The organism is Planktophila turicensis (SeqCode) (assembly GCF_965234405.1).
GTDB lineage: Bacteria > Actinomycetota > Actinomycetes > Nanopelagicales > Nanopelagicaceae > Planktophila > Planktophila turicensis.
In genome coordinates, this window is sequence record NZ_OZ248346.1 from 770,764 (window position 1) to 795,291 (window position 24,528).

Consider the following 24,528-nt stretch of genomic DNA (forward strand, 5'->3'; position numbering starts at 1 on the left):
CGTCACTGTAGAGCGTTGATTCTTTCGCGCGCAATCTTCTGGCTCGGAGATTCGTGGCCCAGCATGTAAGAAAGGAAATCCAGAAGTACCTTGCTAACTCGCAACCATTTCTTGGATCGTGGCTTTAATCCAAGGACAGAGAGAAAGGGTTCATCGATTGTGGCTATGGCTGCGTTCGCCAGAATTCGATAGAAGAATAGACCGCCCTTACTGAAAGGGGGCTTGAGAATGAAGCCAACAATTGGCGGAGTCATTGCAATAGAAGTCACTTCATTCTGAGCAAAGCTAGCCATGACATCCGCGAGTTCCTTCTTAGAAAGAGGTGCTGAAGTAAGTCCGAGAGGTTCTGCGCTCTTAGACCATTCGCGAACATATTGGTCTGCTCCCTGAGGCAGGTCGTAACCAAGTTCTTCATGCGCACGGAGAAAAGAATCTGTAAAAGCACAATGAACCCAGAGCAAGTACCGCGGATCTGAAGCGCTATATGGAGATCGAGAACCTGACTTCTCTTCAAATGTTCCGGTGACTCGCTTGTGCATTTCGCGAACTCGTCGCGCTTCAATCTCAATCGCTTCGGTTGAACCAAAGGAAGTAATCGTTAACCAACGAGTTGTTCGCTCTAATCGACCCAATGGGTCTGTGTCATAGGCTGAATGTTCAGCAACCCCTGTAAGCGCTGCCGGGTGCGCTGCCTGCATGAGAAGAGCGCGAATCCCACCAACAAGGGTTGCAATGCAACCATGCACTTCCCAGACCGCGCTGCGAGGACCGAATAACCCTTCATCGCTACCGATCGCCATCTGCTTTGACCAATCAGGTGCACCACTGGGATCTCCTGAAACTGTCTTACGAAAAGCATCGGCTGCTCTATTTCCGCCAAGAGCGCCCAATAATCTATTCACGCGTCGATAAACCCGCAATCATTTCTAGAACGACAAGAGCTGCAAGTCGAACAGTTCTTTCATCGCTCGAATCCCTCGTTGAATCAATCTCTGTAATATCGGCGCCGACGACCGCCTTTGTGCTTCCTGCCAGAAATGCGAATTGTCGGATTTCATCAGCACTTATTCCGCCAGGAGCTGCCGCAGGACAAGCGGGCACGACGGAACGATCGCAGACATCCATATCGAAATCTACAAAGACCTTACTTCCGGCAATTGATATAGCTTCAGCCCATACATCACTTATCGTCCGTGAACGAAGGGAGGAACGTGGGATTACCGTGATTCCATATTCCTTCGCTCTCTTGGAATATTCAACAGAATTAGAGAAATCAGCAATACCGATTTGTACAACTCTCTTTCCATCTAATCCAGCGTCGATGAGTCGACGAACAGGTGAACCATTGCTGATGCCATCGCGTAGATCGTAATGGGCATCTAAGGTGATCAGGCCAGTTGCACCCGTGGCTTTAAATGCTGCATAGGAAACAGAATTGTCCCCGCCTAAAGCAATGAGAAGTTCTGTCTCCGCTTTCAACTTCGTCAATTGCTCAATGGCAATTTGCTCGTTGCTATCAGGTGAAGAAACGTTGCCCGCATCGCGCAGACTTAATCTTTCAAGTGAAACACGTGTATCTGAATGCGCAGTCGAATATCGCAATAGCGCGCTTCGAATTGCAGCAGGTGTTTCATGAGCTGACGAAGGACTCAAACTTGTTTGCGACGCTGGAATTCCAACTAGCGTGACATCCGAATGACCGCGGACTTCAGCAGTAAAAAGTGATTGCGCTCTTGGCCAGAGAGGGTCGTGAGGCAATTTCATGGCTCAAGGGTAGTGGTAAGTACATTGACCTCAGTTATATAGTGCTCAAATGACTTCAGGACCTCGCCCCGTAAGAGCACCTCGCGGAACAACAAAGAGCGCTGTTGGATGGGGGCAAGAAGCCGCCCTTCGAATGTTGCAGAACAATCTCGATCCTGAAGTGGCAGAACATCCCGACAAATTAGTTGTCTATGGCGGTACAGGTAAAGCTGCTCGCAACTGGGAATCATTCGATGCTCTGGTTAAAACTCTTACTCATCTCAAAGATGATGAAACCATGTTGGTTCAATCAGGTAAGCCTGTCGGCGTATTTCAAACCCATGAGTGGGCTCCTCGCGTTCTGCTTGCGAATTCAAACCTAGTTGGCGATTGGGCAACGTGGCCTGAGTTCCGCCGTCTTGAAGATCTTGGCCTCACCATGTACGGACAGATGACTGCAGGTTCTTGGATCTACATTGGAACTCAGGGAATCTTGCAGGGAACATATGAAACATTTGCAGCAGTTGCCGAGAAGCATTTCGGTGGAACTCTTGCGGGAACTTTGACGGTTACAGGTGGTTGCGGCGGAATGGGTGGCGCTCAACCTCTTGCCGTAACAATGAATGAGGGAACTTGTCTCATTATCGATGTCGATGGTTCACGTCTGAAGCGTCGCGTCAGCAAGAGATACCTCGATGTCATTGCAGATAACCTCGAGGATGCCGTTTCTATGGCTGTCAAAGCTAAGAGCGAGAAGAAAGCAATCTCAATCGGACTTGTTGGAAATAGCGCCACAGTTCTCCCCCAGCTATTTGCCATGGGTGTTCCGATCGATATCGTGACGGATCAAACGTCAGCTCACGACCCACTCTTCTATATTCCTGAGGGCATTGATATCAACGATGCACGCGATAGCGCCGATCGCAATCCCGTCGACTTCGCTAAGCGTGCCAAAGAATCAATGGCAAAGCACGTTGAAGCGATGGTCAACTTCCAAGATAAAGGCGCGGTCGTCTTTGATTACGGAAATTCAATTCGCGATGAAGCCCGCCAAGGTGGATATCAACGAGCCTTCGAATTCCCTGGATTCATTCCTGCCTACATTCGTCCACTTTTCTGCGAAGGAAAAGGCCCATTTAGATGGGTTGCACTCTCAGGAGATCCAAAAGATATTGCTCGCACCGATCAAGCCGTTCTTGAACTATTCCCAGAAAATAAGCATCTTCATCGTTGGATCAAGATGGCGCAAGACCGCGTGGAGTTTGAAGGCTTGCCAGCGCGTATTTGCTGGCTCGGTTATGGCGAACGCGATAAGGCTGGCTTGAAATTCAATGACCTCGTAGCAAGCGGCGAAGTAAGTGCGCCGATTGTTATTGGGCGAGATCATCTTGACTGCGGAAGCGTGGCCTCTCCATATCGCGAATCTGAAGCGATGCTCGATGGATCAGATGCGATTGCAGACTGGCCACTACTTAATGCCATGATCAATATTTCTTCTGGTGCGTCATGGGTCTCCATTCATCATGGTGGCGGCGTCGGTATCGGTCGTTCTATTCATGCCGGACAGGTAAGCGTTGCAGATGGCACACCACTTGCAGCTCAGAAACTTGAACGAGTTCTTACCAATGACCCCGGCATGGGAGTTATTCGACACGTTGATGCTGGTTACGAACATGCAAAGGAAGTCGCCATCGATAAGGGTGTTCACGTTCCCATGTTGAACGGTGCGCCTATCAAGTGAGCTCCGTAGCTTTCACCAATATTGCAACGCTTGTCACCAATGCCTCTCACGGGGATGGAACGTTAGGCGTTCTCAAAGGAGCCACACTTGTTGTGGAAGATGGGCTCATTGCAGCAATCACGCATGGCAAACCATCCGGTGTTGACAATGAAATCGATTGTTCTGGTAAGACGCTTCTTCCGGGTTTTGTTGATTCACATTCCCATCTGATTTTTGCTGCAGATAGGGCCGAGGAGTTCTCTGCACGTTCACGGGGTGAGAAATACACTGCTGGAGGAATAGCTTCGACAGTCGGCGCAACACGAGCAGCATCAGATTCAGATCTTGCACACAATGCCCGGCGCCTATTAAACGAAGCACTTTCTTCGGGAACTACCACTATCGAGATTAAATCTGGATACGGGCTCACAGCAGCAGATGAATCTCGTTCGATAGAAATAGCAAAGAGCTTTACCGATGAGACTACGTTGCTTGCAGCACATGTAATTCCTCAAGAGTACAAGCAAGATCCTGATGCTTACGTTGATCTGATCATTAACTCAATAATTCCCCGATCGAGCGCTAAGTGGGTCGACGTATTCTGCGATCAGGGGGCATTTACTCCTGAACAATCCGAGGCGATTCTTCGAGCGGGAATTGCTCATGGCATGTTGCCTCGCATTCACGCAAACCAGCTCACCGCTGGCAAGGGCGTAGAAATCGCAGTTGGCCTTGGCGCAGCATCTGCAGATCACTTAAGTAAATCCACAGACGCGGACATTGCGCTTCTTGCATCAAGCAATACGGTCGCCACTTTACTTCCGGGCGCTGAATTCTCAACGCATCTTGAAAGCAACCTTGGGCGCAGATTCCTCGATGCGGGCGCGACAGTGGCTATTGCATCTGATTGCAATCCTGGGTCGAGCTATACCACGTCAATGCCCTTCTGTATCGCTGCCGCAGTAAGTCTCTTAGGTTTCACAGTAGAAGAAGCAGTTCTGGCAGCAACGCTTGGTGGTGCGAAAGCGCTTCGCAGAGATGACATTGGGCAACTTGCTATTGGAAAGAGCGCTGATCTCGTTCTTCTCGAAGCTTCCAGTTATATCCACCTTGCATATCGTCCAGGCGTAAATCTCGTTCACAGTACCTACAAATCAGGAAGAGCAGTGACATCATGGCAGAAGTAGTAATCTCAACATCAGGAATGACATTTAGCGATGTTGTTGCAATCGCCCGAGGAAATGCCAGAGTCACACTCTCCGCGCAATCGGTCGCCGCTATGCAATCTTCGCGTGACCATGTTGAAAGCCTTGCCGCCTCAGAAACACCTGTCTATGGAATTTCAACTGGCTTCGGTGCTCTAGCGAACCGACATGTTTCTCAAGAACTTCGCACCCAACTCCAGCGCTCACTTATTCGTTCACATGCTGCAGGTGTTGGTGATCCTGTTGAACGAGAAGTTGTCCGTGCGCTGATGGCACTTCGACTCAAGACTCTCGCATCAGGGAAAACTGGTGTTCGCCCCGTGGTTGCGCAAACGATGGCAGACCTTCTTAACGCAGGTATTACTCCCCTTGTTCGTGAATTCGGTTCTCTTGGATGCAGTGGTGATTTAGCACCTCTTGCACATTGCGCACTTGTATTGATGGGTGAAGGTGAAGCGCTTGATAAGAACGGTGTACAACGCCCAGTACCAGAGCTACTTGCTGAAGCGAAGATTTCACCAGTTCAGTTGGCCGAGAAAGAGGGTTTGGCTCTCATCAACGGAACCGATGGCATGCTCGGCATGCTTGTTCTCGCAATTGAAGATTTGCGAATGCTGGTCGATTCAGCAGATGTTGTCGCTGCAATGAGCGTTGAAGGTTTACTCGGAACTGACCGAGTCTTTATACCCGAGCTACATGAACCACTTCGTTCGCATCCTGGCCAAGCTACAAGTGCGGCCCGCATGCTTGCAACACTTAAAGACTCAGGAATTGTTGCCTCACATCTACATAACGATGACCGCGTACAAGATGCATACTCACTTCGCTGTGCACCTCAGGTTGCAGGCGCTGTTCGCGACACTATCGAATACGCAGCAACCGTCGCTCTTCGCGAACTTTCCGCGGTGATTGATAATCCCGTGGTTCTGGAAGATGGGAGAATTTCATCAAACGGAAACTTCCACGGTGCACCCGTTGCATATGTTCTCGATTTCTTGGCTATTGCAGTTGCCGATCTAGGCAGCATCGCTGAACGTCGCACAGATAGAGCTCTCGATAAGAACCGCAGCGCAGGACTGCCGCCGTTCCTTGCAGATGATCCTGGGGTCGATTCAGGTTTGATGATTGCGCAATACACGCAAGCTGCTCTCGTTAGCGAGAACAAGCGCCTAGCATCTCCTGCGAGTGTTGATTCGATTCCATCTTCTGCAATGCAAGAAGATCATGTCTCAATGGGATGGTCCGCAGCTCGCAAGCTACGCAAAGCTGTCGACAATCTCAGTCGAATCATCGCAATTGAATTAGTTACAGCTTCTCGCGCTATTGAACTTCGTGCTCCGCTAACGCCAAGTCCGGTTTCGGCCAAGATTATTGGCGAACTGCGAAAGACCGTTGCAGGACCTGGCCCTGATCGCTATCTCTCCCCTGAACTAGTTGCAGCTACAGAGTTTGTTATGGGCGGAAAAGTTATGAGTGCGATTCAATAAATAGTCGTGAATTCTCGAAGATGATTTCAGCGTCATAATCGAGAGTTGCAACGTGATAGCTATTTACCAATTCGATGCGGTTCTTCTCGCGAGAACCCACGCCCTGCATAATGATTTCAGTGTTTGAAACCGGCAGCGTGTGGTCTTCAACGCTATGGAATAACTGAAGAGGAACGGTTACATCATGTAGACGCTTGCGCGTATAGGTAAGCATCTTGAGGAGTTCATAGACTCCTACAGCAGGAAGTGAGTCGTATCCATATTCGGTGATACCAGGTCGCTTGATGTCATCACCCACAGAGTCACGCATCTTCTGGAATCGTGAAATAACCCAAGCAACCTGAGCCGGAATGAATTTCACGTGAATCATTGGATTGACCAATATGATTCCAGCCAATTGCTTGGAATATCTCGTTGCAACATTCAGCGTTGTCCCACCGCCCATTGAAAGCCCGCAGATAAATACTTTTTCGCACGATTGCAGCAACGCATTAAGGTCGTTTTCTACCTTTGCTGGCCACTCTTGCCATTTCACAAGGTTGAGATCTTTAGGAGTCGTGCCGTGCCCGGGTAATAGAGGCACGGTGACTGTGTATCCGCGCTGGTTGAGGTACTCAGCCCATGGCCGCATCGAGGCGGGAGAACCCGTGAATCCATGAACCAGAAGAACTCCGATTTTCTTATTGGCGCCATGACCTTCGGCATGCCAATCGTTAATCAAACCTGCGGGTGCGTCTTCAACTGCCATGAATTGAGAGTATTACGCATCCGATGTCATCGCAATCATCTAGGGTTTGGATATGGTCGAAAAATCTGAGAGTGCAACGTGGCAGAGCACTCTGCAAGATTTCGGTCGTCCACTCAGCGAAATTACTTTCGTTGTCATTGATCTCGAAACTACAGGTGGGGCGCCTCATCTTGGTGCAGGCATCACTGAAATTGGTGCGGTCAAGGTTCGCGCTGGTGTTGTACTCGGCGAGTTCAAGACCTTCATAGATCCACAACATCCTGTTCCTGCCTACATCACCGATCTCACCGGCATCACTGATGAGATGGTCTTTCAATCTCCCACTATTGCGCAGATATTTCCCTCACTTCTCGAATTCATCGGGTCACACAATGAAACAGTTCTTGTAGCTCAGAACGCACCCTTTGATCTCTCATTCCTTACCTTTGCTGCTCGCGCCCATGGATTTGATTGGCCAAAATATCCAGTTCTCGACACCGCAATCATCGCTCGCAAAGTTCTATCGCGAGATGAAGTACCTAATTGCAAACTCGGCACACTTGCCGAATTCTTCGGAACGCAGACAACTCCCAATCACAGGGCTTTAGATGATGCCCGTGCGACTGTCGATGTTTTCCACGGGCTACTCGAACGCTTGGGGTCGCACGATATCTACACTCTTGAAGAGTTAAACAACTTTGGCAAGAAAGCTAAGAAGCAGAAATCTGCTGAGTAAGAGCTGCCCATTTATTAAGAAGTTCTAGCGCCGCTCCAGAATCGACCGCGTTCTTTGCGCGTTCTAATCCAAGAGTTAAACGCTGCTTGATGTCACCCTCCAGGTCGCCTTCAAATGCTGCGATTGCTGCTGCTGCATTGAGAAGAACTGCGTCTCGGGGAGCGCCTCTTTCTCCTGCAAAGATGGCGCGTGAAATTTGTGCATTTTCCTGCGCATCTCCACCAACGATTGCTTCAATCGGTGCGTTCTGCATTCCGAAATCCTTCGCATCGATTCGGTCGCTCTTGATCTCTTCTCTGCCAATCGAGAGAACTGACGTTGTGGTGACAAGCGTAATTTCATCAAGGCCATCGTCGCCTCGGAATACAAAACCATCGCAACCCTTTTCAGCTAGAACTTGGGCCATCACTAAATGCATTCGCTCATTGGCTACACCGATAGCTGCGGCCTGTGGCTTTGCAGGATTTGCAAGCGGTCCCAAAATATTAAAGACAGTGGGCACCCCGAGCTCTTTTCGTGCAGGTGCTGCAAACCTCATGGCGGGATGAAATATTGGCGCAAAGCAGAAACCGATGCCGAGTTCGCGAACAGTACGTTCAACGCCTGGACCATCAAGTCCCGGAACTACACCTAGCGCTTCAAGGAAATCAGATGCCCCAGATTTTGAGGACACTGCCCGATTTCCATGTTTGACGACGCGAGCACCTGCGGCCGCAGCAATGATTGCAGCGGTCGTCGAAATATTAATTGTGTGAGCGCCATCGCCGCCTGTTCCTACAGTGTCAACTGCTCGCTCGGCGATATTGATTGGCCCAGAGTGGGCATACATCTCTGCAACGAGAGCTCCAACTTCATCAGAGGTTTCGCCCTTGTTCTTTAAAGCAATAAGAAATTTCTTTACATTCTCAACATCTGATTCACCGCTCAGAATTTGGCGCATGGCACCTTGAATTTGTTCCGGCTCGAGATCTAAACCTGATTCGAGTCTTTCAACGAGTGCACTCCAACTCAATTGTGAATTGGACATGGCTTCTTACTTACGCAGTAGCAGCAGTGCGAGCACGTAGCAGCTCGGCAACTGTATGTGAAAGAGTGAATGGATCTACCGGGTGTAGAACATTTGCCTCAGCGCGTGACCAAGCCGCAAGCCAAGCATCTTCCTTGCGACCTGTAATCACCATAACGGGAGGACAGTTGAATACTTCATCCTTTAACTGACGAGCCATTCCGATTCCGCCTTCAGGAACTGATTCTCCGTCAAGGATAAAGAGATCGATGGGGGCCTCATTGCCTGGCTTCTTTGCATCAACAAAGAGACGAAGCGCTGCTCCGGTCGCGAATTGATGGATGACATGTTCTGCCATATCCGGAGCTACTCGAGAACCCAGCGCCCCAATAACTGCTTCACGGACGGTGACGTCATCAGAGTAAAGAACGATGGAGTACTTGCGCTCTCTGAGGCCGGAATTCGAGGTCATGGCCGAAAGTCTAATAGCCAGAAGCTCAACTTCTGACCTCTAAAAGTGGCCATCGATGGGTGACCCTTTTCACCTCGGTTGAGCGGAAAAACGGGCTCTTGGCGACCCCTCTAAATAGGTTAGTGCGCTCCTTTTCGGGAATAATGCCACCCATGACAAGTACCAGCGTGAGCGCCCACCACAAGATCACTCGCCCCAATATGGTGGCTGTTGGAACAATCGTTTGGCTCTCTAGTGAGCTCATGTTCTTCGCTGCACTCTTCGCTATGTACTTCACGACACGCGCAGTGCAAGGCCCAGCAATTTGGCTTGAGTCCACAGAGATTCTCAACATTCCCTTCGCAGCGTTCAACACAACAGTTCTAGTTCTCTCATCGGTGACATGTCAGTTCGGCGTATTTGCCGCTGAGCGTTACCAAGCTCGCCGCGATGGCGCTCTCTGGAAGATTTCATCTTGGGGAATGCGCGAATGGTTCTCCATGACATTCCTTATGGGTGGATTCTTTATCGCAGGTCAGGTTTACGAATATGCACACCTCGTTGCTGAAGGAATGACTCTTTCATCTACTGCATACGGTTCCGTCTTCTACCTCGCAACTGGTTTCCACGGACTCCACGTAACAGGTGGCCTCATCGCATTCCTCATCGTCATGGTCCGCGTTGCTAAGGCTCGTCGCTTTACACAAGGTCAAGCAACAACAGCAATCGTTGTTTCTTATTACTGGCACTTCGTGGACGTTGTATGGATTGCTCTCTTCGCCTCTATCTACCTCATTAAATAATTACCACCCCGACTGAAAGGAAATCAGTGAAGCGCCTCTCGCGTCTACGCAGACATCGTGCAGCAGGACCAATTCTTTTGATCTTTGCTCTCTTCACCATTGGCACAACATTCCAAGTTGCGAGTGCTGTGAATAATGAAGCCCCAACAACAGCTGATCGCTCGGCAGTTATCGAAGAGGGTAAACAGATCTTCCTTAAGGGTTGCTCTTCATGTCACGGCCTCAACGCTGAAGGAAGCCAGATTGCTCCTTCACTTATTGGCGTCGGTGCAGCTTCTGTAGATTTCCAGGTTGCCACAGGGCGTATGCCCATGGCAGATATGAGCAGCCAGGCTATGCGCAAGCCGCCTGTTTATGATGCAGAAGAAGTGAATGCGTTAGCCACTTACGTTGCATCCCTTGCACCAGGGCCACAGATTCCTGGCGAAGAACTTTTAAATTACGAACGAGATGGCTCTGTTGCAGAAGGTGGCGAACTCTTCCGCACTAACTGCGCAATGTGCCACAACTTTGCTGCACAAGGTGGCGCTCTTACTCAAGGTAAGTACGCACCAACTTTGATGGGTGTTACTCCACGTCATATCTACGAAGCGATGATTACTGGTCCACAATCAATGCCAGTGTTTAGCGATAAGACACTGACACCAGAAGAGAAGCTCTCCATCATCAAATGGGTTAAGGCTGCAGAAGCTGAACCACAACTTGGTGGTGCTGCACTTGGTCGCGTAGGACCAGTAACCGAAGGGTTGCTTGCATGGACACTTGGAATCGGACTGCTCATTGGTTTTGCAGTCTGGCTAGCTATGAAGGCGAGATAAGAAATGTCTAACGAGATCGAATTAATCAAGGATCCAGGACTTCCTGCTCACGTTCATCGCCAAGCCGATATCGATCCCGTTGCTGCAGCACGCGCAGAACGTCAGGTCGCGATTCTCTTTATGCTTTCAGCACTTGGAACCCTTCTTCTTATCTTCTCTTACTTTTTTATCTCAGATGAGACTTTCATCTTTATCCCTGTCTTAGGTGAAACAAATGCACATCAGCTAGGTCTCGGTATGGGAATGGCGATTGCGCTCTTCTGTATCGGTGCTGGCTTGATTCACTGGGCAAAGACTTTGATGCCTGACGAAGAAGTTGTAGCGCAACGTCATGAATTTCGTTCAGAAGATGAAGATCGCTCTAACTTTGTAAAGACAGTTAAAGAAGGTGCAGCATCTGCAGGACTTGGACGCCGTCCGCTCATTAAGCGCACATTGGGTGCAGCCCTAGGTCTTTCAGCACTTTCTCCCCTTATTCTTCTTCGCGATTTAGGGCCTCTTCCAGGTGATGAACTTTCGAAGACTTCATGGAAAGCAGGCACTCGCTTAGTTACCGATCCAGGTGATCGCCCATTGCGTCCAGAAGATCTTGAAGTTGGCGCAGTTGCCCAGACTCTTCCTGAATTGCCAGCCGGTGAAGATCACCGCTCACTTGCCGACATTGGAAAAGATGCAGTCTTGCTGATCCGCCTTCGTCCTGAAGAGTTCAATCTTGATGCAGAGCGTCTTTCATGGACACATGAGGGCATCATCGCCTTCTCAAAGATTTGTTCACATATGGGCTGCGCGGTTGCTCTCTACGAGCAGCAGACCAAGCACCTGCTCTGCCCATGCCACCAATCAACATTCGATGTCACGCGAGCGGCAAAAGTTATCTTTGGCCCCGCTGCGCGACCTCTGCCACAATTGGCAATCACTGTAGATGCTGACGGTTACCTAGTAGCCCAAGCACCATTTAATGAACCTGTTGGACCTAGCTTCTGGGAGCGCTCATCATGACAGCACGCGAACGAATCGCCGGTAACGTCGCAGGATATGTAGACGATCGCACTGGTGCTGCAAAGTGGATGAAGAAGAACCTCACAAAGGTCTTCCCTGATCACTGGTCATTCTTACTTGGCGAAATCTGCCTTTACTCATTCGTCATCCTTCTTCTCTCTGGAACATTCCTGACATTCTGGTTCGACCCTTCCATGAAGGAAGTTGTCTATGACGGTTCTTACGAACCGCTTAAGGGGCTTGAGATGTCTGCGGCATACGCATCGACACTCGATATCTCATTCGAAGTTCGCGGTGGTCTTCTGATGCGTCAGATTCACCACTGGGCTGCCTTGATCTTTATGGTCGGAATCGTTGTCCACCTTCTCCGCGTTTACTTCACTGGCGCATTCCGTAAACCACGTGAATTTAACTGGATTATCGGCGTCGGACTTCTTACTCTCGGAATCGTTGAAGGTTTCTTGGGTTACTCACTTCCTGATGACCTTCTCTCAGGGACAGGTATCCGTATTGCAGAAGCGATTATTCAAGCGCTTCCTGTTGTCGGTTCCTACCTAGCATTCTTCGCATTCGGTGGAGCATTCCCAGGTGAAGCATTTATTCCACGTATTTATACAGTTCACGTTCTCTTGCTGCCTGGCATCTTCCTTGCACTCATCACAGTGCACTTGATGTTGGTCTGGTATCAGAAGCACACTCAATTCCCTGGTCCAGGTCGTACGGAGAAGAACGTAGTTGGCTATCCATTGATGCCCGTCTACATGGCAAAGGCTGGTGGATTCTTCTTCATCGTATTCGGTGTGACAGCCTTTCTCGGAGCGGTTGCATCCATTAACCCCATCTGGCTCTACGGTCCATATACACCTGGACAAATTTCAGCCGGTTCACAACCCGATTGGTATATGGGATGGCTCGACGGACTAGTTCGTATGGCTCCCCCACTGGAAACGCATGCATTTGGCTACACAGTCTCATGGAACATTTTGATTCCAGGATTGATCTTGCCGGGAATTATGTTTACCGGACTTGCTCTCTATCCATTCATTGAGAGCTGGGCTACTGGAGATAAGCGCGAACACCATCTCCTTGATCGTCCACGTAATGCGCCGAACCGCACAGCTATTGGTGCCATGGCGCTGACATTTACATTGGTTTCTCTGCTTAACGGCGGTAACGACATAATTGCAACAACGTTTGATTTAACAATCAATCAGATGATGTGGTTCTCTCGAATCGGTGTCATCGTTCTCCCACCGATAGCTTTCGTAGTGACGAAACGTCTCTGCCTATCGCTACAACGCGCAGATCGCGATCTCGTCCTTCATGGCCGCGAAACAGGTCGACTCGTTCGTATGCCTAGTGGTGAATTTGTGGAAGTACATGAGCCAATCTCTCCAGAGAAGGCATGGCTTCTTACATCTCACGAGCAGCTAGCTCCACTCGAACTACCTGAGCATGATTCAGCTGGAGTTCGTCGCCCTGCAGCGCTTAAGAACAAGATTCGTAACAGAATCTCACGCGCTAATGCTGTTGCCGTACCAAAGGCGACAGCAACTGAGCGCCGTGAACTAGAAGGACATCACTAAGTAATTAAAGAAACGACCCTGTCTCGCGCAATGTGAGCAGGGTCGTTTTTTTATGCGCCTGTGTAGTGGTGGGCAATACTTGCGAAGGCTTGATCGAGAATTGCAAAGCCTTCACGAATTTCCGCTTCAGTCACATTGCATGGTGGGCAGATATGCATTCTGTTGTAGTTGTTGAATGGGAATAGCCCTAGCTTCTTGCACGCAGCAACTAATTCATTCATCGCAGGACTTGATGCTCCATATGGGGCAAGAGGCGCACGAGTTGCACGATCAGTAACAAGGTCAAGAGCCCAGAAGACACCTTTACCGCGTACTTCTCCGATAACTTTATGTTTGGCCATCAACTCTTGAAGAAGTGGCTTAATGACATTCTCACCGATTGCCGCAGCATTTTCGACCATCTTCTCTTCTGCCATCACATCGATGGTGGCAACAGCTGCTGCAGTTGCGAGTGGATGTCCGCTATAGGTCAGACCGCCCGGGAATACTCGATCGTTGAAGGTTGCAGCGATTTCATCACTGATAACAACGCCGCCAAGTGGGACATAACCGCTATTAACGCCCTTCGCGAAGACAATGAGATCAGGTTCGACAGAAGAGTGTTGGTAGGCAAACCACTTACCTGTGCGGCCAAAGCCTGACATGACTTCATCGGCAATCCATTTGATTCCGTACTTATCGCAGAGTGCGCGAACGCCTTCAAGGTATCCAGTTGGAGGTACAAGAACACCTGCTGTGCCCACGACTGATTCGATGAGAATTGCAGCAACGGTATTTGGACCTTCGAAGATGATTACTTGCTCGAGATGTTCGAGGGCGCGCTTGCACTCTTCTTCTTCGTTCTGTGACCAGAATGCTGAGCGATAGAGATACGGACCGAAGAAATGAACGTGTCCATATGAGTACTCGTTAGGCCAACGGCGTGGGTCACCAGTTGATGTGATGGCGGCCCCTGTATTGCCGTGATAACTGCGGTAGAAAGAGAGAACTTTGTGACGATTGGTGTGAAGTCGAACTAAACGGATCGCATTCTCGATGCCATCTGCCCCACCATTGGTAAAGAAGACTTTGTTGTGGTGAGCACCAGCGCGTTCGGTGATTTTCTGTGCAGCTCTACCGCGCGCTTCGTTTGCGTGCTGAGGAGCCACGGTTGTGTAGAGCGCCGCTTGTTCCTGAATTGCGTTAATTACCTTGGGGTGTTGGTGGCCAATATTTGTAAAGACCAACTGACTTGAAAAATCCAGATACTTATTTCCATCGAAATCCCAGAAGTAACTTCCTTCTCCCCCTGCAACAGGCAAAGGAGAAATCTGGGCTTGAGCTGACCATGAGTGAAATACATAGGAACGATCAAGGTCAGCGACCTCTTTGCCGCGTGTTGGGTCTGCAGGTGGTTGAGTCATGGCCATATTCAATCAGTTCTCTGCGAAAAAAGTGAGAAGCTAACTTCGAATTACGAGTGCAACGCCCATCGCTGTCATGGCGATTCCAATAATTCCGATGGCTGAAACCTTCTCGCCGAAGAGAATGAAGGCTTGCAAGACTGCCATCGGAGGCACAAGGTAGAGAAGGCTTGAGACTTTTGCAGCCGATCCCTTATTCAAGAGCCATAGCAAGAGCAGAACAGCGGCAATCGAAGTAACCAAGACCGCCCACGCCATCGTCCAGAACGTTGTGTGGGTTAGCTCTATCGAAGTCTTGCCTCTTGCTATGGAAACAAGAAGGAGAACTACACCAGCAACCGCGAATTGATAGGTGGTGCCAATCATGAGTGGAATCGAGTGACCAATCTTCTTTTGAAGAAGGGTTGCGATCGTACTTCCAGCTAGCGCCATAAAGAGAAAGGCCAGAGACTCAGCGGTAAAACCATCAGCAGCTGAAAGTTTTGGCAGTACAACTAAAACGACACCCGCTAATCCGAAGACGAGCCCTGACATTTGTCTACGAGTCAGAGGTTCAGAAAGCAACTGCACTGCGAGTAAAGAAACGATGATTGGTTGCATGCTTGTAATAACAGATGACAGCCCAGCTGGAGCGCCTAGTTCTACCGCATACCAAACACCTGCGAGATAGAGGCCGTGTAGCGCAAGGCCAATCAGCAGAGAAGCTTTGAGATCAGTTCGAGACAGTCGTACGGGCTGGCGAAGAACAAGGGTCAAGATAAAAAGTATGAGCGCTGCCAGGATCAAACGGATCGCTAGAAAGTAGAGCGCATCAGCGTCAGCAAATGCGAACTTTGCAACAACAAATCCCGAACTCCAGATCACAATGAAAATCCAAGGAGCAGCGGAGACGAGCCTCTTCACTTAAAGGGATCGAGCGATCTTTAGTGGGTCGAAATGTGTACTGGCTTTTCGTACTCAGTCACCATTCCGATGATGCTGATAACGAGAGCGCCAAGTGCAATGAGAGTGAGCCACCAACCAATAATCAATCCAAGTCCCATAGCTGTTGCGCTGAGTGCGACCGGAAGAGGCCACCATGAATGTGGGCTATAGAAACCAAGTTCGCCGGCATCATCTGCGATTTCTGCATTGAGATCATCTGATGGAATATCAAAGCCGATGCGCTTCTGCGTAAACCAGATATAGAAACCGACCATGCCAGCTAAACATGCGGCAAGAATCATGCCGGTAATGCCGACCGCTTCCCCACCAACTACGTAATAAACAACTGCCATGATGACATAGAAGACTGAAAGTCCAACAAAGAGTTTCCAATTAGCCTTCATGATTAGTGTCCTTCTGTCTTAATGTGAGGATGGTGGAGATCAAATGCTGGGCGCTCTGAACGAATGCGTGGCATTGATGTGAAGTTATGTCGTGGTGGCGGACATGAAGTCGCCCACTCGAGAGATGCTCCGTAGCCCCATGGGTCATCAACATTGACCAACGGTGACTTTCGTGTGATCCAGACGTTTACAAAGAATGGAATCATTGAAAGAGCTAAGAGGAATGAGCCGACTGTTGAAATCATGTTCATTCCAGTAAATCCATCGGTAGCTAAGTAATCAGCGTAACGACGTGGGAAGCCCTTAATTCCAAGCCAGTGCTGGATTAGGAACGTGAGGTGGAAACCGAAGAAGAGCGTCCAGAAGTGAATCTTTCCAAGACGTTCGTTGAGCATGCGACCTGTGAACTTAGGCCACCAGAAGTAGAAGCCTGCGAACATCGCGAAGACCACAGTTCCGAAAAGTACATAGTGGAAGTGCGCAACAACGAAGTAGGAAGCGGAGACTGCGAAATCCAGTGGTGGTGAAGCAAGGATGATTCCAGTGATTCCTCCGAAGAGGAATGTCACGAGGAAGCCCATGACCCAGAGCATCGGTGTTTCGAAGGTGACGTGGCCACGCCACATTGTGCCGATCCAGTTGAAGAACTTAACTCCAGTTGGAACACCGATGAGGAATGTCATAAATGAGAAGAATGGAAGAAGCACCTTGCCTGATGCGAACATGTGGTGAGCCCACACTGCAACAGAGAGCGCTGAGATTGCGATAGTTGCAGCAATCAAACCTTTGTAACCAAAGATTGGCTTACGGCTAAAGACCGGCAAGATTTCAGTTGCAATTCCGAAGAACGGAAGCGCCAGGATGTAAACCTCGGGGTGTCCAAAGAACCAGAACAAGTGTTGCCACAACATGGCTCCACCATTTGCAGGATCAAAGAGATGCGTACCAAAGAGGCGATCTGACTCAAGACCCAAGAGCGCTGCAGCCAATGGAGGGAATGCAAGAAGAACAAGAATTGAAGTAAGCAGCACGTTCCAAGAGAAGATCGACATACGGAACATCGTCATTCCAGGTGCGCGCATTGTGAAGATAGTTGTAATGAAGTTGACGCCACCAAGAATTGTGCCGAGACCAGAAATGGCAAGACCCATAACCCAGAGATCGCCACCGATTCCAGGTGAATAAGTCGAGTTAGCAAGTGGTGCGTATGCAGTCCATCCGAATGATGCAGCGCCACCTGGAGTTAAGAACCCAGCAACTGCCTGAATCGAACCAAAGAGGAAGAGCCAGTAAGAAAGCATGTTCAAGCGCGGGAAGGCAACGTCTGCTGCGCCGATCTGCAAAGGCATAATCACGTTTGCAAATCCAACGAACAGCGGAGTTGCAAACATCAGAAGCATGATTGTTCCGTGCATTGTGAAGATCTGGTTGTACTGCTCAACGCTCAGGAACTGCATTCCTGGACGGGTAAGTTCAACGCGAAGAAGTAGCGCCAAGAGGCCACCGATAAGGAACCACGCAAATGATGTTGCCAGGTAAAGGTATCCAATGCGCTTGTGATCGGTTGAGGTGATTGTCTTTACGAATTGGCTTCCAAGAGAAGTCTTTTGAACTCCCTGGGCTGGCGCTGAAATCGTTGGACGCTCTGCGAATGTTGTCATGCTGCGCTCACCTTCAATGAATCAAGATACTTTTGATATTGCTCGGGCGTTACAACTTTTACTGTGAAAAGCATCTGCGAGTGATTACGACCGCAGAGAATGTTGCATCGACCCGGGAACTCGCCCAATTTATTTGCAGTGAATTGCAATTTATTAACTTCTCCTGGCAAGTTCTGCATTTGAATCATGAACGCTGGAATCCAAAATCCGTGAACAACATCATTTGCTGTCAATGTAAATCGAACTGACTCGCCAAGTGGAAGATAGAGAGTTGGAGCCTTTGCAGGTGTGCCAGTTACAACTGCTTCCTTACCTGCTTCTGGGTAACCAAATTGCCATGACCATTGAAAACCTTCGACGGTGATTTCGTGCTTCACAGGTGATGTCTTATCAACAATCTTTGTCTCTTTTACAGCGGTGAAGTAGAAGAGAACTGCAACGATGATAAAAGGAATGACGGTGTAGAGAATTTCAACTGGAATGTTGTACTGAGTCTGCTTAGGGAACTCACCTTTGCTCGCCTTTGCACGGTGAAAGACGGCTGGCCACAAGATAAGAATGAGCGTGAAAACGCCAACGACTCCGCCTGCAATCCATGCGCCTTGCCACAAAGAGAGCGAGATGTCATTGACGCTCGAAACTCCCTTTGGAAAACCCATGCCTGAAATATCTTCTGACTTAAATGAGCAGCCAGAGAGGAGGAGTAGCGCGGGGACAAAGATCGCTGCGACTCGGATAATGCGCTTGCTGCGCGGAGCTTGTGACGACATGGGCTAAGGATAGTGGTGCGACGTGCGGACGCTCGCCCGAGCGAGTAGCGTTCATTCGGTGGTTCGTGTCACAAGAAATTTCACCTCCGAGGGCCAGCTCCACCCTGCCGCAAGACAGGCTCTGCTAGCCGCTTTCGACCAAGGGTGGGCCGATCCTAAGAAGATTTCTCAGAGCGCTTCTAAGGCAGCAATCCTTCGAAACCAAGCCCTGGAAAATATCGCCGACAAATTGGCTATCCCTGTCTCCTCAATCGAGGTCATCGGCGAGCCAGCGCTGGGCCACTTTCTCTCGATCGCCGGCCTCTTTCGAGAGAACTCCCCCTTTGTGTATTCAGCCACCGATAAAGGAAAGATCCGAGCAATCGCCCGATCTCATTCCAATGAAGTTTCAGAACTTTCTGTCGATCGTTCCGGTGGCATTCAAAACCTTGCGGGCATAGCACCAGGATCGGTGCTTTCTCTGCAGTTAGCAAATAGTGAGACCGGAGTGATTCAGGAGCACCTAGATCTTCCAACTTCTGTCCGAGTTGCAGTCGATGCCACTGCATCGGGTTCACGACTTCCTTTTCCTCCGCATTGGAATACCGCGCTATTTGATTCGCTCTCGTGGAACGGTCCTGCGGGTATTGCAATCATGGCAATCAATAATCGTTCTGAATTCTCATACCCACTTCCGCACATCGCTCCCATTAGCTCTCCAGGCAGTTACTCACTTCCACTTCTAATCGCCTCATCTATCGCGCTTGAAAACTTTAAAGGTGAAGACCCTGCTCTTCGCGCTTTCGCACTATCCGCACTCTCTTCTCTTGAAGGTGTGGAAGTTGTCGCTCCAACTTCGCCCGCACTGCCACATCTCTTTTCATTAGTTGCTCAAGGCGTTGCCGGCGAACCCGTTATCCGCGAACTTGCTGCCCTTGGCATTGATGTGGACTCAGGATCTGCCTGTTCTCCTGAAGATTTGCAACCAAGCCACGTGCTTGCAGCAATGGGATATGAAACAACGGGACACCTGCGATTTACCTTGCACGCAGAAACCACTGAAGAAGATATTTCAGAACTTGCAACTGCCCTCAAGGCAGTGCTGCAGAAATTACGCGGGTAGGTGCGCAGCTACTTCAGCTGCTGCATCTGTTCCGTACGCCTCACTAAATCGGGTTACGAATTCTTCTTTAGTAAATCGATATTCCTGAGTACCAGTAGTCTCAATGACATAAGTTGCAATCATCGAACCTAGCTGTGCGCAGCGTTCGTGAGATAGACCCCATGCAAGCCCTGCAACAAAACCAGAACGGAAAGAATCTCCGACACCCGTTGGGTCGATCTTTGCCTTCTCTTGCGCGCAACCAACTTTGATAAATGTTCCATCAATACTTTCGATTCGGGCGCCATCTGCTCCAAGTGTGACAACTCGATATTTCACACGTTCAAGAATCTCGTGATCGCTCCAACCAGTCTTCTGAATTGCCAGAGCTAATTCGTACTCATTCATGAAGAGATAGGTAGCTCCTGAAATCAACTTCTTGATTTCTTCACCGCTCATGCGCGCCATCTGTTGTGATGGGTCGGCCGCAACTGCAACTCCCATCGCTTGAGCAACTTCTGTGTGACGCAACATTGCTTCAGGATCATCAGGGGAAACCACTAAGAGGTCGAGTTTTCCGACCTTATCCATGATGGGCTTGAGTTCAATATTGCGAGCTTCAGACATCGCACCTGGAAAGAAGGATGCGATCTGATTGAGTTCTGTATCAGTTGTCACTGTGAAGTGAGCAGTGTGCTGCGTCGTTGAAACAAGTGCGTGAGATGTATCCACGCCATGGCGAGAAAGCCATGCATCGTAATCAGCGAAATCTTTTCCAACCGCAGCGATCAAAATTGGATTGAGACCAAGGACGCCGAGGCCGAAGGCGATATTTGCTGCACATCCCCCACGACGTACATCAAGACCGTCTACGAGGAATGAGAGAGAAACTTTTTCGAGTGAACCGGCGACCAGTGAGTCAGTGAACTTTCCAGGGAAAGTCATGAGGTGATCGAGACCAACAGAACCAGCAACGCCAATTTTCATGTGGGAATCTAACTACAGCAGCGAGGTTTTAGCGCTGATTAGTTAAATGAATCGCCGCATGCACATGAACCCTGTGCATTTGGATTATCAATTGTGAAGCCCTGCTTCTCAATTGTGTCTACGAAATCAATTGATGCGCCCATGAGATATGGATCGCTCATCTTGTCGACAACAACTTTGACTGCGCCAAATTCACGAGTGATGTCGCCATCTTGATTGCGATCATCGAAATAGAGCTGGTAACGAAGACCTGAGCAGCCACCTGGCTGTACAGCAACGCGGAGGTAGAGGTCATCGCGACCTTCTTGTGCAAGAAGTGCTGCAACCTTTGCGGCTGCGACCTCTGTAAGTGTGATGCCTGTTGTGATCTCGACTGGAGTTGATGTTGTTTCAGTAGTCATGTGCCGAAGAATACCCGCGTCGGGTTGCCGTGGCGAACCCAAACGCATGACAATACGTACATGTCCATCAGCCTGAGCGAGCTACTAGTCCTTGGTCAAGGCTCCGACCTCGCTTCTGAGCGAGGCGTCTCATGTACAGGCGAGCTCCCACCCGCAAGTGACCTGCATCTGGTCGAACGAGCAATCGCTGCAAAGGCAGCACTTGGCTCTCGCGCACTTATTTTGGGCCATCACTATCAACGTGATGAAGTCATTCAATTCGCTGATATCACTGGCGACTCATTTAAATTGGCGCAAGCTGCAGCAGAACAAAGTTCGGCTGAATTCATCTTCTTCTGTGGCGTTCACTTCATGGCTGAAAGTGCCGACATCCTTACTTCAGCGAAGCAGCGCGTGATTCTCCCTGACTTGGCTGCAGGATGTTCGATGGCAGATATGGCTACTGCAAATCAAGTCAACCAGTGCTGGCAAGAACTTGAAAAACTTGGCGTTGCATCGCGAACAGTTCCAGTGACATATATGAACTCATCTGCAGCAATTAAGAGTTTCACTGGCGAACATGGCGGAACAATCTGTACTTCGTCTAACGCACAGAAAACTCTTGAATGGGCTTTTGCTAAGGGCGAGAAGGTGCTCTTCCTCCCCGATCAACACCTTGGTCGTAACACGGCAGTTCTTTCACTCGGGCTCTCATTAGACGATTGCGTTCTCTGGAACCCTTGGAAGCCAATGGGCGGATTAACTGAGGACCAGATTCGTGGCGCAAAAATGATTCTCTGGCGCGGGCATTGCTCTGTCCATGGACGATTCACTCGCAAATCTATTCAGGAAGTACGCACTCGCATTCCTGGAGTTCAGGTAATTACCCACCCTGAGTGCCAACATGAAGTTGTCGTTGATTCTGATGTAGTGGGTAGTACAGAAAAAATTATTCAGGCAGTCTCTTCTTCCCCTGCGGGAAGCAAGTGGGCAATCGGAACAGAGCTCAATCTTGTGTCTCGCCTTGCGCAGAACAATCCGGATAAAGAAATCGTCTTCCTCGATAAGACAGTCTGCTACTGCTCAACCATGAATCGCATCGATCTTCCGCACCTTGTCTGGGCGATGGAATCAATCGTTGCTGGTCATGTCGTCAATGAGATCAAGGTCGATGAGCGCGTTGCGAAGTACTCGAAGTTGGCTCTCGACCAGATGCTCGCTCTATAGTTCGGCACATGAGCGAATCAACTCCAAGTAAAAAAGGCCGTCCTACTCCAAAGCGCAAAGATGCCGTAGCTGCACGCAAGGTTTCATCTCTTGCACCTGCATCAACTAAGGAGGAGAAGAAGCGCGCCAAGGATGCAGCTCGTGCTGCCAGAATCGCTTCTCGTGCTGCATATCTTCGTGGAGATGAGAACGCACTTCCATTGCGCGATAAAGGCCCTGTTAAGCGATACGTGAGAAATTATGTAGATTCTCGAAAATCTATCGGCGAATACTTCTTGCCCATTATCTTTGTGGTGCTTTTCCTTACTCTTATTCCTTCTGCCATCTTCCAAATTGGCAGCATTGCCATTATGTATAGCGTTCTTCTCATCTCTGTGATTGATGGAATTTTCTTGAGCCGCCGAATCAAACGTCTCGTTGCAGCTAAGTTCCCTGATGCAGAAGTTAAGGGCATCGGCATGTATGGATGGCTACGCTCAACTCAAATGCGCAGAATGCGCACACCTAAGCCTCAGATCAAAGTCGGAGAAAGCTTCTAACAAAGCGCCAAAGAATTACGCTCTTGGATTAGGGCTTTCATTCTTCTTTGGATCACGTTCAGGAAGTTTTCCTAAAGCGTTATCAATCGCTTTCATAACATCAGCGCTGAGCTTTACTCCTGATGCCTTCACATTCTCTTTCACCTGTGAAGGTTTAGTTGCGCCCATGATTGCACTGGATACATTCTGATTCTGCAGGACCCAAGCCAACGCCAACTGAGACATTGAAAGATCAAGACCATCTGCAATCGGCTTTAACTTCTGAACAGCCGTGAGAACTTCTTCAGTCATCCAACGAGAGATGAAGTTCGCGCCGCTCTTTTTATCAGTTGCGCGCGAGCCTGCAGGTGCTTTCTTTCCTGGCAAGTACTTGCCTGTCAAAATTCCTTGCGCCATTGGTGACCAGACAATCTGCCCGATTCCCTCTTTCTTAGAAAGTGGAACTACTTCGCTTTCAATGACGCGCCATAGGGCTGAGTATTGAGGTTGGCTAGAAACGAATCGGTTATAACCGCGTAAGTCCTGAATCTTGAGAGCGTCAGAGATCTGCTTCGCATTCCATTCGGAGAATCCGATGTAGCTGACCTTTCCTTGACGTATCAAGTCATCAAAGGCACTCAGAGTTTCTTCGAGCGGAGTTTCAACATCGAAGCGATGTGCTTGATAGAGATCGATGTGATCTGTATTTAGGCGCTTAAGCGAAGCGTTACATGACTCCATGATGTGCTTGCGTGAAAGTCCGCGATCGTTCTTTCCTTCACCGGTTGGAAAATAGACTTTAGTAAATAATTCATATGTCTCACGACGAACACCTTTCAGGGCTTTGGCAAGAACAACTTCTGCCTTAGTGCCTGCATAGACATCTGCAGTATCAAAAGTGGTAATCCCCTGGTTCAGTGCTTCGCGCACACATTTCACGGCCGCTTCGGTCTCAACTTGTGAGCCGTGCGTGATCCAATTGCCGTAAGAAATTTCAGAGACATACATTCCTGTGTTGCCGAGGCGTCTATATTCCATAGCGCCACCTTAAGCGCCGCGTGGTGAGTTGCCAACAGCATTTCGCTATGGTTTGGTACGACCACAACTTAATAGATGTCCCGATAGGGGAAGTTCGGTGCAATTCCGACGCTGACCCGCAACCGTAAGACAGTTCATCTCTGAACCGTTCAAGTCGGATTACCTATCGGCGATATTTGATTTTGACCAACACCCGCCGAGGTTTGCGGGGTGTAGTCCAAAGGTATTTGGCGCATTCGCACCGACCGCTAGCGAGCTACCCCTGTGAGACTCTTCAACTCTGGAGTTCACATAATGAATACAAGATTTACAAAATCGACAACACAGAAAATTGCACTCGCAATTATTCTCATCTCATCCCAATTGGTGGCAATGCCATCTTCACAAGCTGCATCTAAAGGTTGGCGCTACTGGGGTTACTTCCAATCAGCCCCAGGCTCAACTACATGGAAAGCTGCAATGACTGGCCCAACAGTAGATATTGAAGATGGAGCAGTTGAAGGATGGTCATTCGTTTTCAGCAGCGATGACGTTCCATCTGTAGCGCCAAAGACAAAGCCATCATTTGCTTCAATCTGCGGCAAGACCAAGTCAGATCCCGATACAAAGCGCATTGGCCTCGTAATTGAATTCGGAAGCGCTGCCTATGCGCCCAAAGGTGAAAAGGTTCAAAAAACTATCGTGCGCTGCGTGACAACTGCGAAGGGGTCGCAAGGTATTGACGTCCTTGGTCAAGTTATCAAGGTTAGATCCGCGAGCTCTGGGTTGATCTGCGGACTTAATGGCTTCCCGAAGAAGGAATGTGGCGTAGAGATCAACACTCCTGCTTCGCTACTCAAGAAGTAAATAAGAAG

Annotated in this window: 25 protein-coding genes and 1 riboswitch; of the genes, 12 read left to right on the plus strand and 13 right to left on the minus strand. The window is 49.4% G+C overall.

Translation table 11 applies throughout. The features are described from left to right. Positions 1-2: 2 nt before the first annotated feature. Entirely contained in the window at positions 3-902 is a 900-nt protein-coding gene (locus AC8GFK_RS03940; protein WP_506624752.1) for an oxygenase MpaB family protein, read from the minus strand. Further along, entirely contained in the window at positions 895-1,764 is an 870-nt protein-coding gene (locus AC8GFK_RS03945) for an arginase family protein (protein WP_506624753.1), read from the minus strand. Before AC8GFK_RS03945 ends, AC8GFK_RS03940 begins: the two co-directional genes overlap by 8 nt. 49 nt (positions 1,765-1,813) lie before the next feature. On the opposite strand from AC8GFK_RS03945, the gene hutU reads away from it, so the two are divergent. Genes hutU through hutH form a run of 3 tightly spaced genes read left to right on the plus strand, consistent with a single transcriptional unit; the run spans position 1,814 to position 6,155 of the window. Next, positions 1,814-3,484, plus strand: a complete 1,671-nt coding sequence (hutU, locus tag AC8GFK_RS03950; RefSeq protein ID WP_095673615.1) for a urocanate hydratase — start codon at positions 1,814-1,816, stop codon at positions 3,482-3,484. Continuing rightward, positions 3,481-4,650 (plus strand): imidazolonepropionase, encoded by a 1,170-nt coding sequence (gene hutI, locus AC8GFK_RS03955; protein ID WP_506624754.1) that lies wholly within the window; start codon positions 3,481-3,483, stop codon positions 4,648-4,650. Before hutU ends, hutI begins: the two co-directional genes overlap by 4 nt. Further along, positions 4,638-6,155, plus strand: a complete 1,518-nt coding sequence (hutH, locus tag AC8GFK_RS03960; RefSeq protein ID WP_506624755.1) for a histidine ammonia-lyase — start codon at positions 4,638-4,640, stop codon at positions 6,153-6,155. The genes hutI and hutH overlap by 13 nt, the downstream gene beginning before the upstream one ends. Here the strand turns inward: hutH and AC8GFK_RS03965 are convergent. Then, positions 6,136-6,903: an alpha/beta hydrolase gene (locus AC8GFK_RS03965; RefSeq protein WP_506624756.1), complete on the minus strand. Its 768-nt coding sequence runs from the start codon at positions 6,901-6,903 to the stop codon at positions 6,136-6,138. The two genes, hutH and AC8GFK_RS03965, sit on opposite strands and share 20 nt — an antisense overlap. A gap of 52 nt (positions 6,904-6,955) precedes the next feature. Here AC8GFK_RS03965 and AC8GFK_RS03970 point away from each other — a divergent pair, with 52 nt between their 5' ends. Then, positions 6,956-7,618 carry an exonuclease domain-containing protein gene (locus tag AC8GFK_RS03970; RefSeq protein ID WP_506624757.1) on the plus strand — a complete coding sequence of 221 codons (663 nt, stop codon included), beginning with the start codon at positions 6,956-6,958 and terminating at the stop codon, positions 7,616-7,618. Here AC8GFK_RS03970 and trpD read toward each other — a convergent pair. Both trpD and AC8GFK_RS03980 read right to left on the minus strand, forming a co-directional pair. Next, the gene (gene trpD, locus AC8GFK_RS03975; RefSeq protein WP_506624758.1) at positions 7,593-8,645 is read right to left on the minus strand and encodes an anthranilate phosphoribosyltransferase; all 1,053 of its coding nucleotides are present in this window, start codon (positions 8,643-8,645) and stop codon (positions 7,593-7,595) included. The genes AC8GFK_RS03970 and trpD overlap by 26 nt on opposite strands. Before the next feature lie 10 nt (positions 8,646-8,655). Further along, a complete protein-coding gene (locus tag AC8GFK_RS03980; protein ID WP_095673621.1) occupies positions 8,656-9,096 on the minus strand; it encodes a hypothetical protein in 441 nt (146 codons plus the stop codon). 152 nt (positions 9,097-9,248) lie between these two features. On the opposite strand from AC8GFK_RS03980, the gene ctaE reads away from it, so the two are divergent. From ctaE to qcrB, 4 genes are read left to right on the plus strand one after another with little or no spacing between them, the layout of a single operon-like run. Continuing rightward, entirely contained in the window at positions 9,249-9,878 is a 630-nt protein-coding gene (gene ctaE, locus AC8GFK_RS03985) for an aa3-type cytochrome oxidase subunit III (RefSeq protein WP_095673622.1), read from the plus strand. Between the two features lie 26 nt (positions 9,879-9,904). After that, the gene (gene qcrC, locus AC8GFK_RS03990) at positions 9,905-10,696 is read left to right on the plus strand and encodes a cytochrome bc1 complex diheme cytochrome c subunit (protein ID WP_506624759.1); all 792 of its coding nucleotides are present in this window, start codon (positions 9,905-9,907) and stop codon (positions 10,694-10,696) included. A 3-nt stretch (positions 10,697-10,699) separates the two neighbouring features. Further along, positions 10,700-11,695: a cytochrome bc1 complex Rieske iron-sulfur subunit gene (gene qcrA, locus AC8GFK_RS03995; protein ID WP_506624760.1), complete on the plus strand. Its 996-nt coding sequence runs from the start codon at positions 10,700-10,702 to the stop codon at positions 11,693-11,695. Beyond that, positions 11,692-13,281, plus strand: coding sequence for a cytochrome bc1 complex cytochrome b subunit (gene qcrB, locus AC8GFK_RS04000; RefSeq protein ID WP_095673625.1), 1,590 nt, complete (start codon positions 11,692-11,694; stop codon positions 13,279-13,281). Before qcrA ends, qcrB begins: the two co-directional genes overlap by 4 nt. 50 nt (positions 13,282-13,331) lie before the next feature. On the opposite strand, the gene AC8GFK_RS04005 is transcribed toward qcrB, so the two are convergent. Genes AC8GFK_RS04005 through ctaC form a run of 5 tightly spaced genes read right to left on the minus strand, consistent with a single transcriptional unit; the run spans position 13,332 to position 18,443 of the window. Continuing rightward, the gene (locus AC8GFK_RS04005; RefSeq protein ID WP_506624761.1) at positions 13,332-14,684 is read right to left on the minus strand and encodes an aspartate aminotransferase family protein; all 1,353 of its coding nucleotides are present in this window, start codon (positions 14,682-14,684) and stop codon (positions 13,332-13,334) included. Positions 14,685-14,723: 39 nt separating this feature from the next. Beyond that, positions 14,724-15,548 (minus strand): DMT family transporter, encoded by an 825-nt coding sequence (locus tag AC8GFK_RS04010; RefSeq protein WP_506624762.1) that lies wholly within the window; start codon positions 15,546-15,548, stop codon positions 14,724-14,726. Positions 15,549-15,607: 59 nt separating this feature from the next. Continuing rightward, complete coding sequence (locus AC8GFK_RS04015) at positions 15,608-16,012, minus strand: cytochrome c oxidase subunit 4 (RefSeq protein WP_506624763.1); 405 nt, start codon at positions 16,010-16,012, stop codon at positions 15,608-15,610. 2 nt (positions 16,013-16,014) lie between these two features. Next, positions 16,015-17,673: an aa3-type cytochrome oxidase subunit I gene (gene ctaD, locus AC8GFK_RS04020; RefSeq protein WP_095673629.1), complete on the minus strand. Its 1,659-nt coding sequence runs from the start codon at positions 17,671-17,673 to the stop codon at positions 16,015-16,017. Then, complete coding sequence (gene ctaC, locus AC8GFK_RS04025) at positions 17,670-18,443, minus strand: aa3-type cytochrome oxidase subunit II (RefSeq protein WP_506624764.1); 774 nt, start codon at positions 18,441-18,443, stop codon at positions 17,670-17,672. Before ctaC ends, ctaD begins: the two co-directional genes overlap by 4 nt. A gap of 58 nt (positions 18,444-18,501) precedes the next feature. Between ctaC and AC8GFK_RS04030 the strand changes: the two genes are divergently transcribed. Next, complete coding sequence (locus AC8GFK_RS04030; RefSeq protein WP_506624765.1) at positions 18,502-19,545, plus strand: aminotransferase class V-fold PLP-dependent enzyme; 1,044 nt, start codon at positions 18,502-18,504, stop codon at positions 19,543-19,545. On the opposite strand, the gene AC8GFK_RS04035 is transcribed toward AC8GFK_RS04030, so the two are convergent. Together AC8GFK_RS04035 and AC8GFK_RS04040 are read right to left on the minus strand one after the other, a co-directional pair. Continuing rightward, on the minus strand, positions 19,534-20,511 hold the full coding sequence (locus tag AC8GFK_RS04035; RefSeq protein WP_506624766.1) for a carbohydrate kinase family protein: 978 nt from the start codon (positions 20,509-20,511) through the stop codon (positions 19,534-19,536). The two genes, AC8GFK_RS04030 and AC8GFK_RS04035, sit on opposite strands and share 12 nt — an antisense overlap. A gap of 38 nt (positions 20,512-20,549) precedes the next feature. Then, positions 20,550-20,912, minus strand: coding sequence for a HesB/IscA family protein (locus AC8GFK_RS04040; RefSeq protein ID WP_506624767.1), 363 nt, complete (start codon positions 20,910-20,912; stop codon positions 20,550-20,552). A gap of 60 nt (positions 20,913-20,972) precedes the next feature. Between AC8GFK_RS04040 and nadA the strand changes: the two genes are divergently transcribed. Further along, the gene (gene nadA / locus AC8GFK_RS04045; protein ID WP_506624768.1) at positions 20,973-22,118 is read left to right on the plus strand and encodes a quinolinate synthase NadA; all 1,146 of its coding nucleotides are present in this window, start codon (positions 20,973-20,975) and stop codon (positions 22,116-22,118) included. Positions 22,119-22,126: 8 nt separating this feature from the next. After that, positions 22,127-22,657, plus strand: a complete 531-nt coding sequence (locus AC8GFK_RS04050) for a DUF3043 domain-containing protein (protein WP_506624769.1) — start codon at positions 22,127-22,129, stop codon at positions 22,655-22,657. A 15-nt stretch (positions 22,658-22,672) separates the two neighbouring features. Here AC8GFK_RS04050 and AC8GFK_RS04055 read toward each other — a convergent pair whose 3' ends face one another. Then, positions 22,673-23,674: an aldo/keto reductase family protein gene (locus AC8GFK_RS04055; RefSeq protein WP_506624770.1), complete on the minus strand. Its 1,002-nt coding sequence runs from the start codon at positions 23,672-23,674 to the stop codon at positions 22,673-22,675. A 60-nt stretch (positions 23,675-23,734) separates the two neighbouring features. Then, positions 23,735-23,895, plus strand: a riboswitch (adenosylcobalamin (AdoCbl) riboswitch). Positions 23,896-23,968: 73 nt separating this feature from the next. Between AC8GFK_RS04055 and AC8GFK_RS04060 the strand changes: the two genes are divergently transcribed. Next, positions 23,969-24,520 (plus strand): SCO2322 family protein, encoded by a 552-nt coding sequence (locus AC8GFK_RS04060; protein ID WP_506624771.1) that lies wholly within the window; start codon positions 23,969-23,971, stop codon positions 24,518-24,520. Positions 24,521-24,528 lie beyond the last annotated feature (8 nt).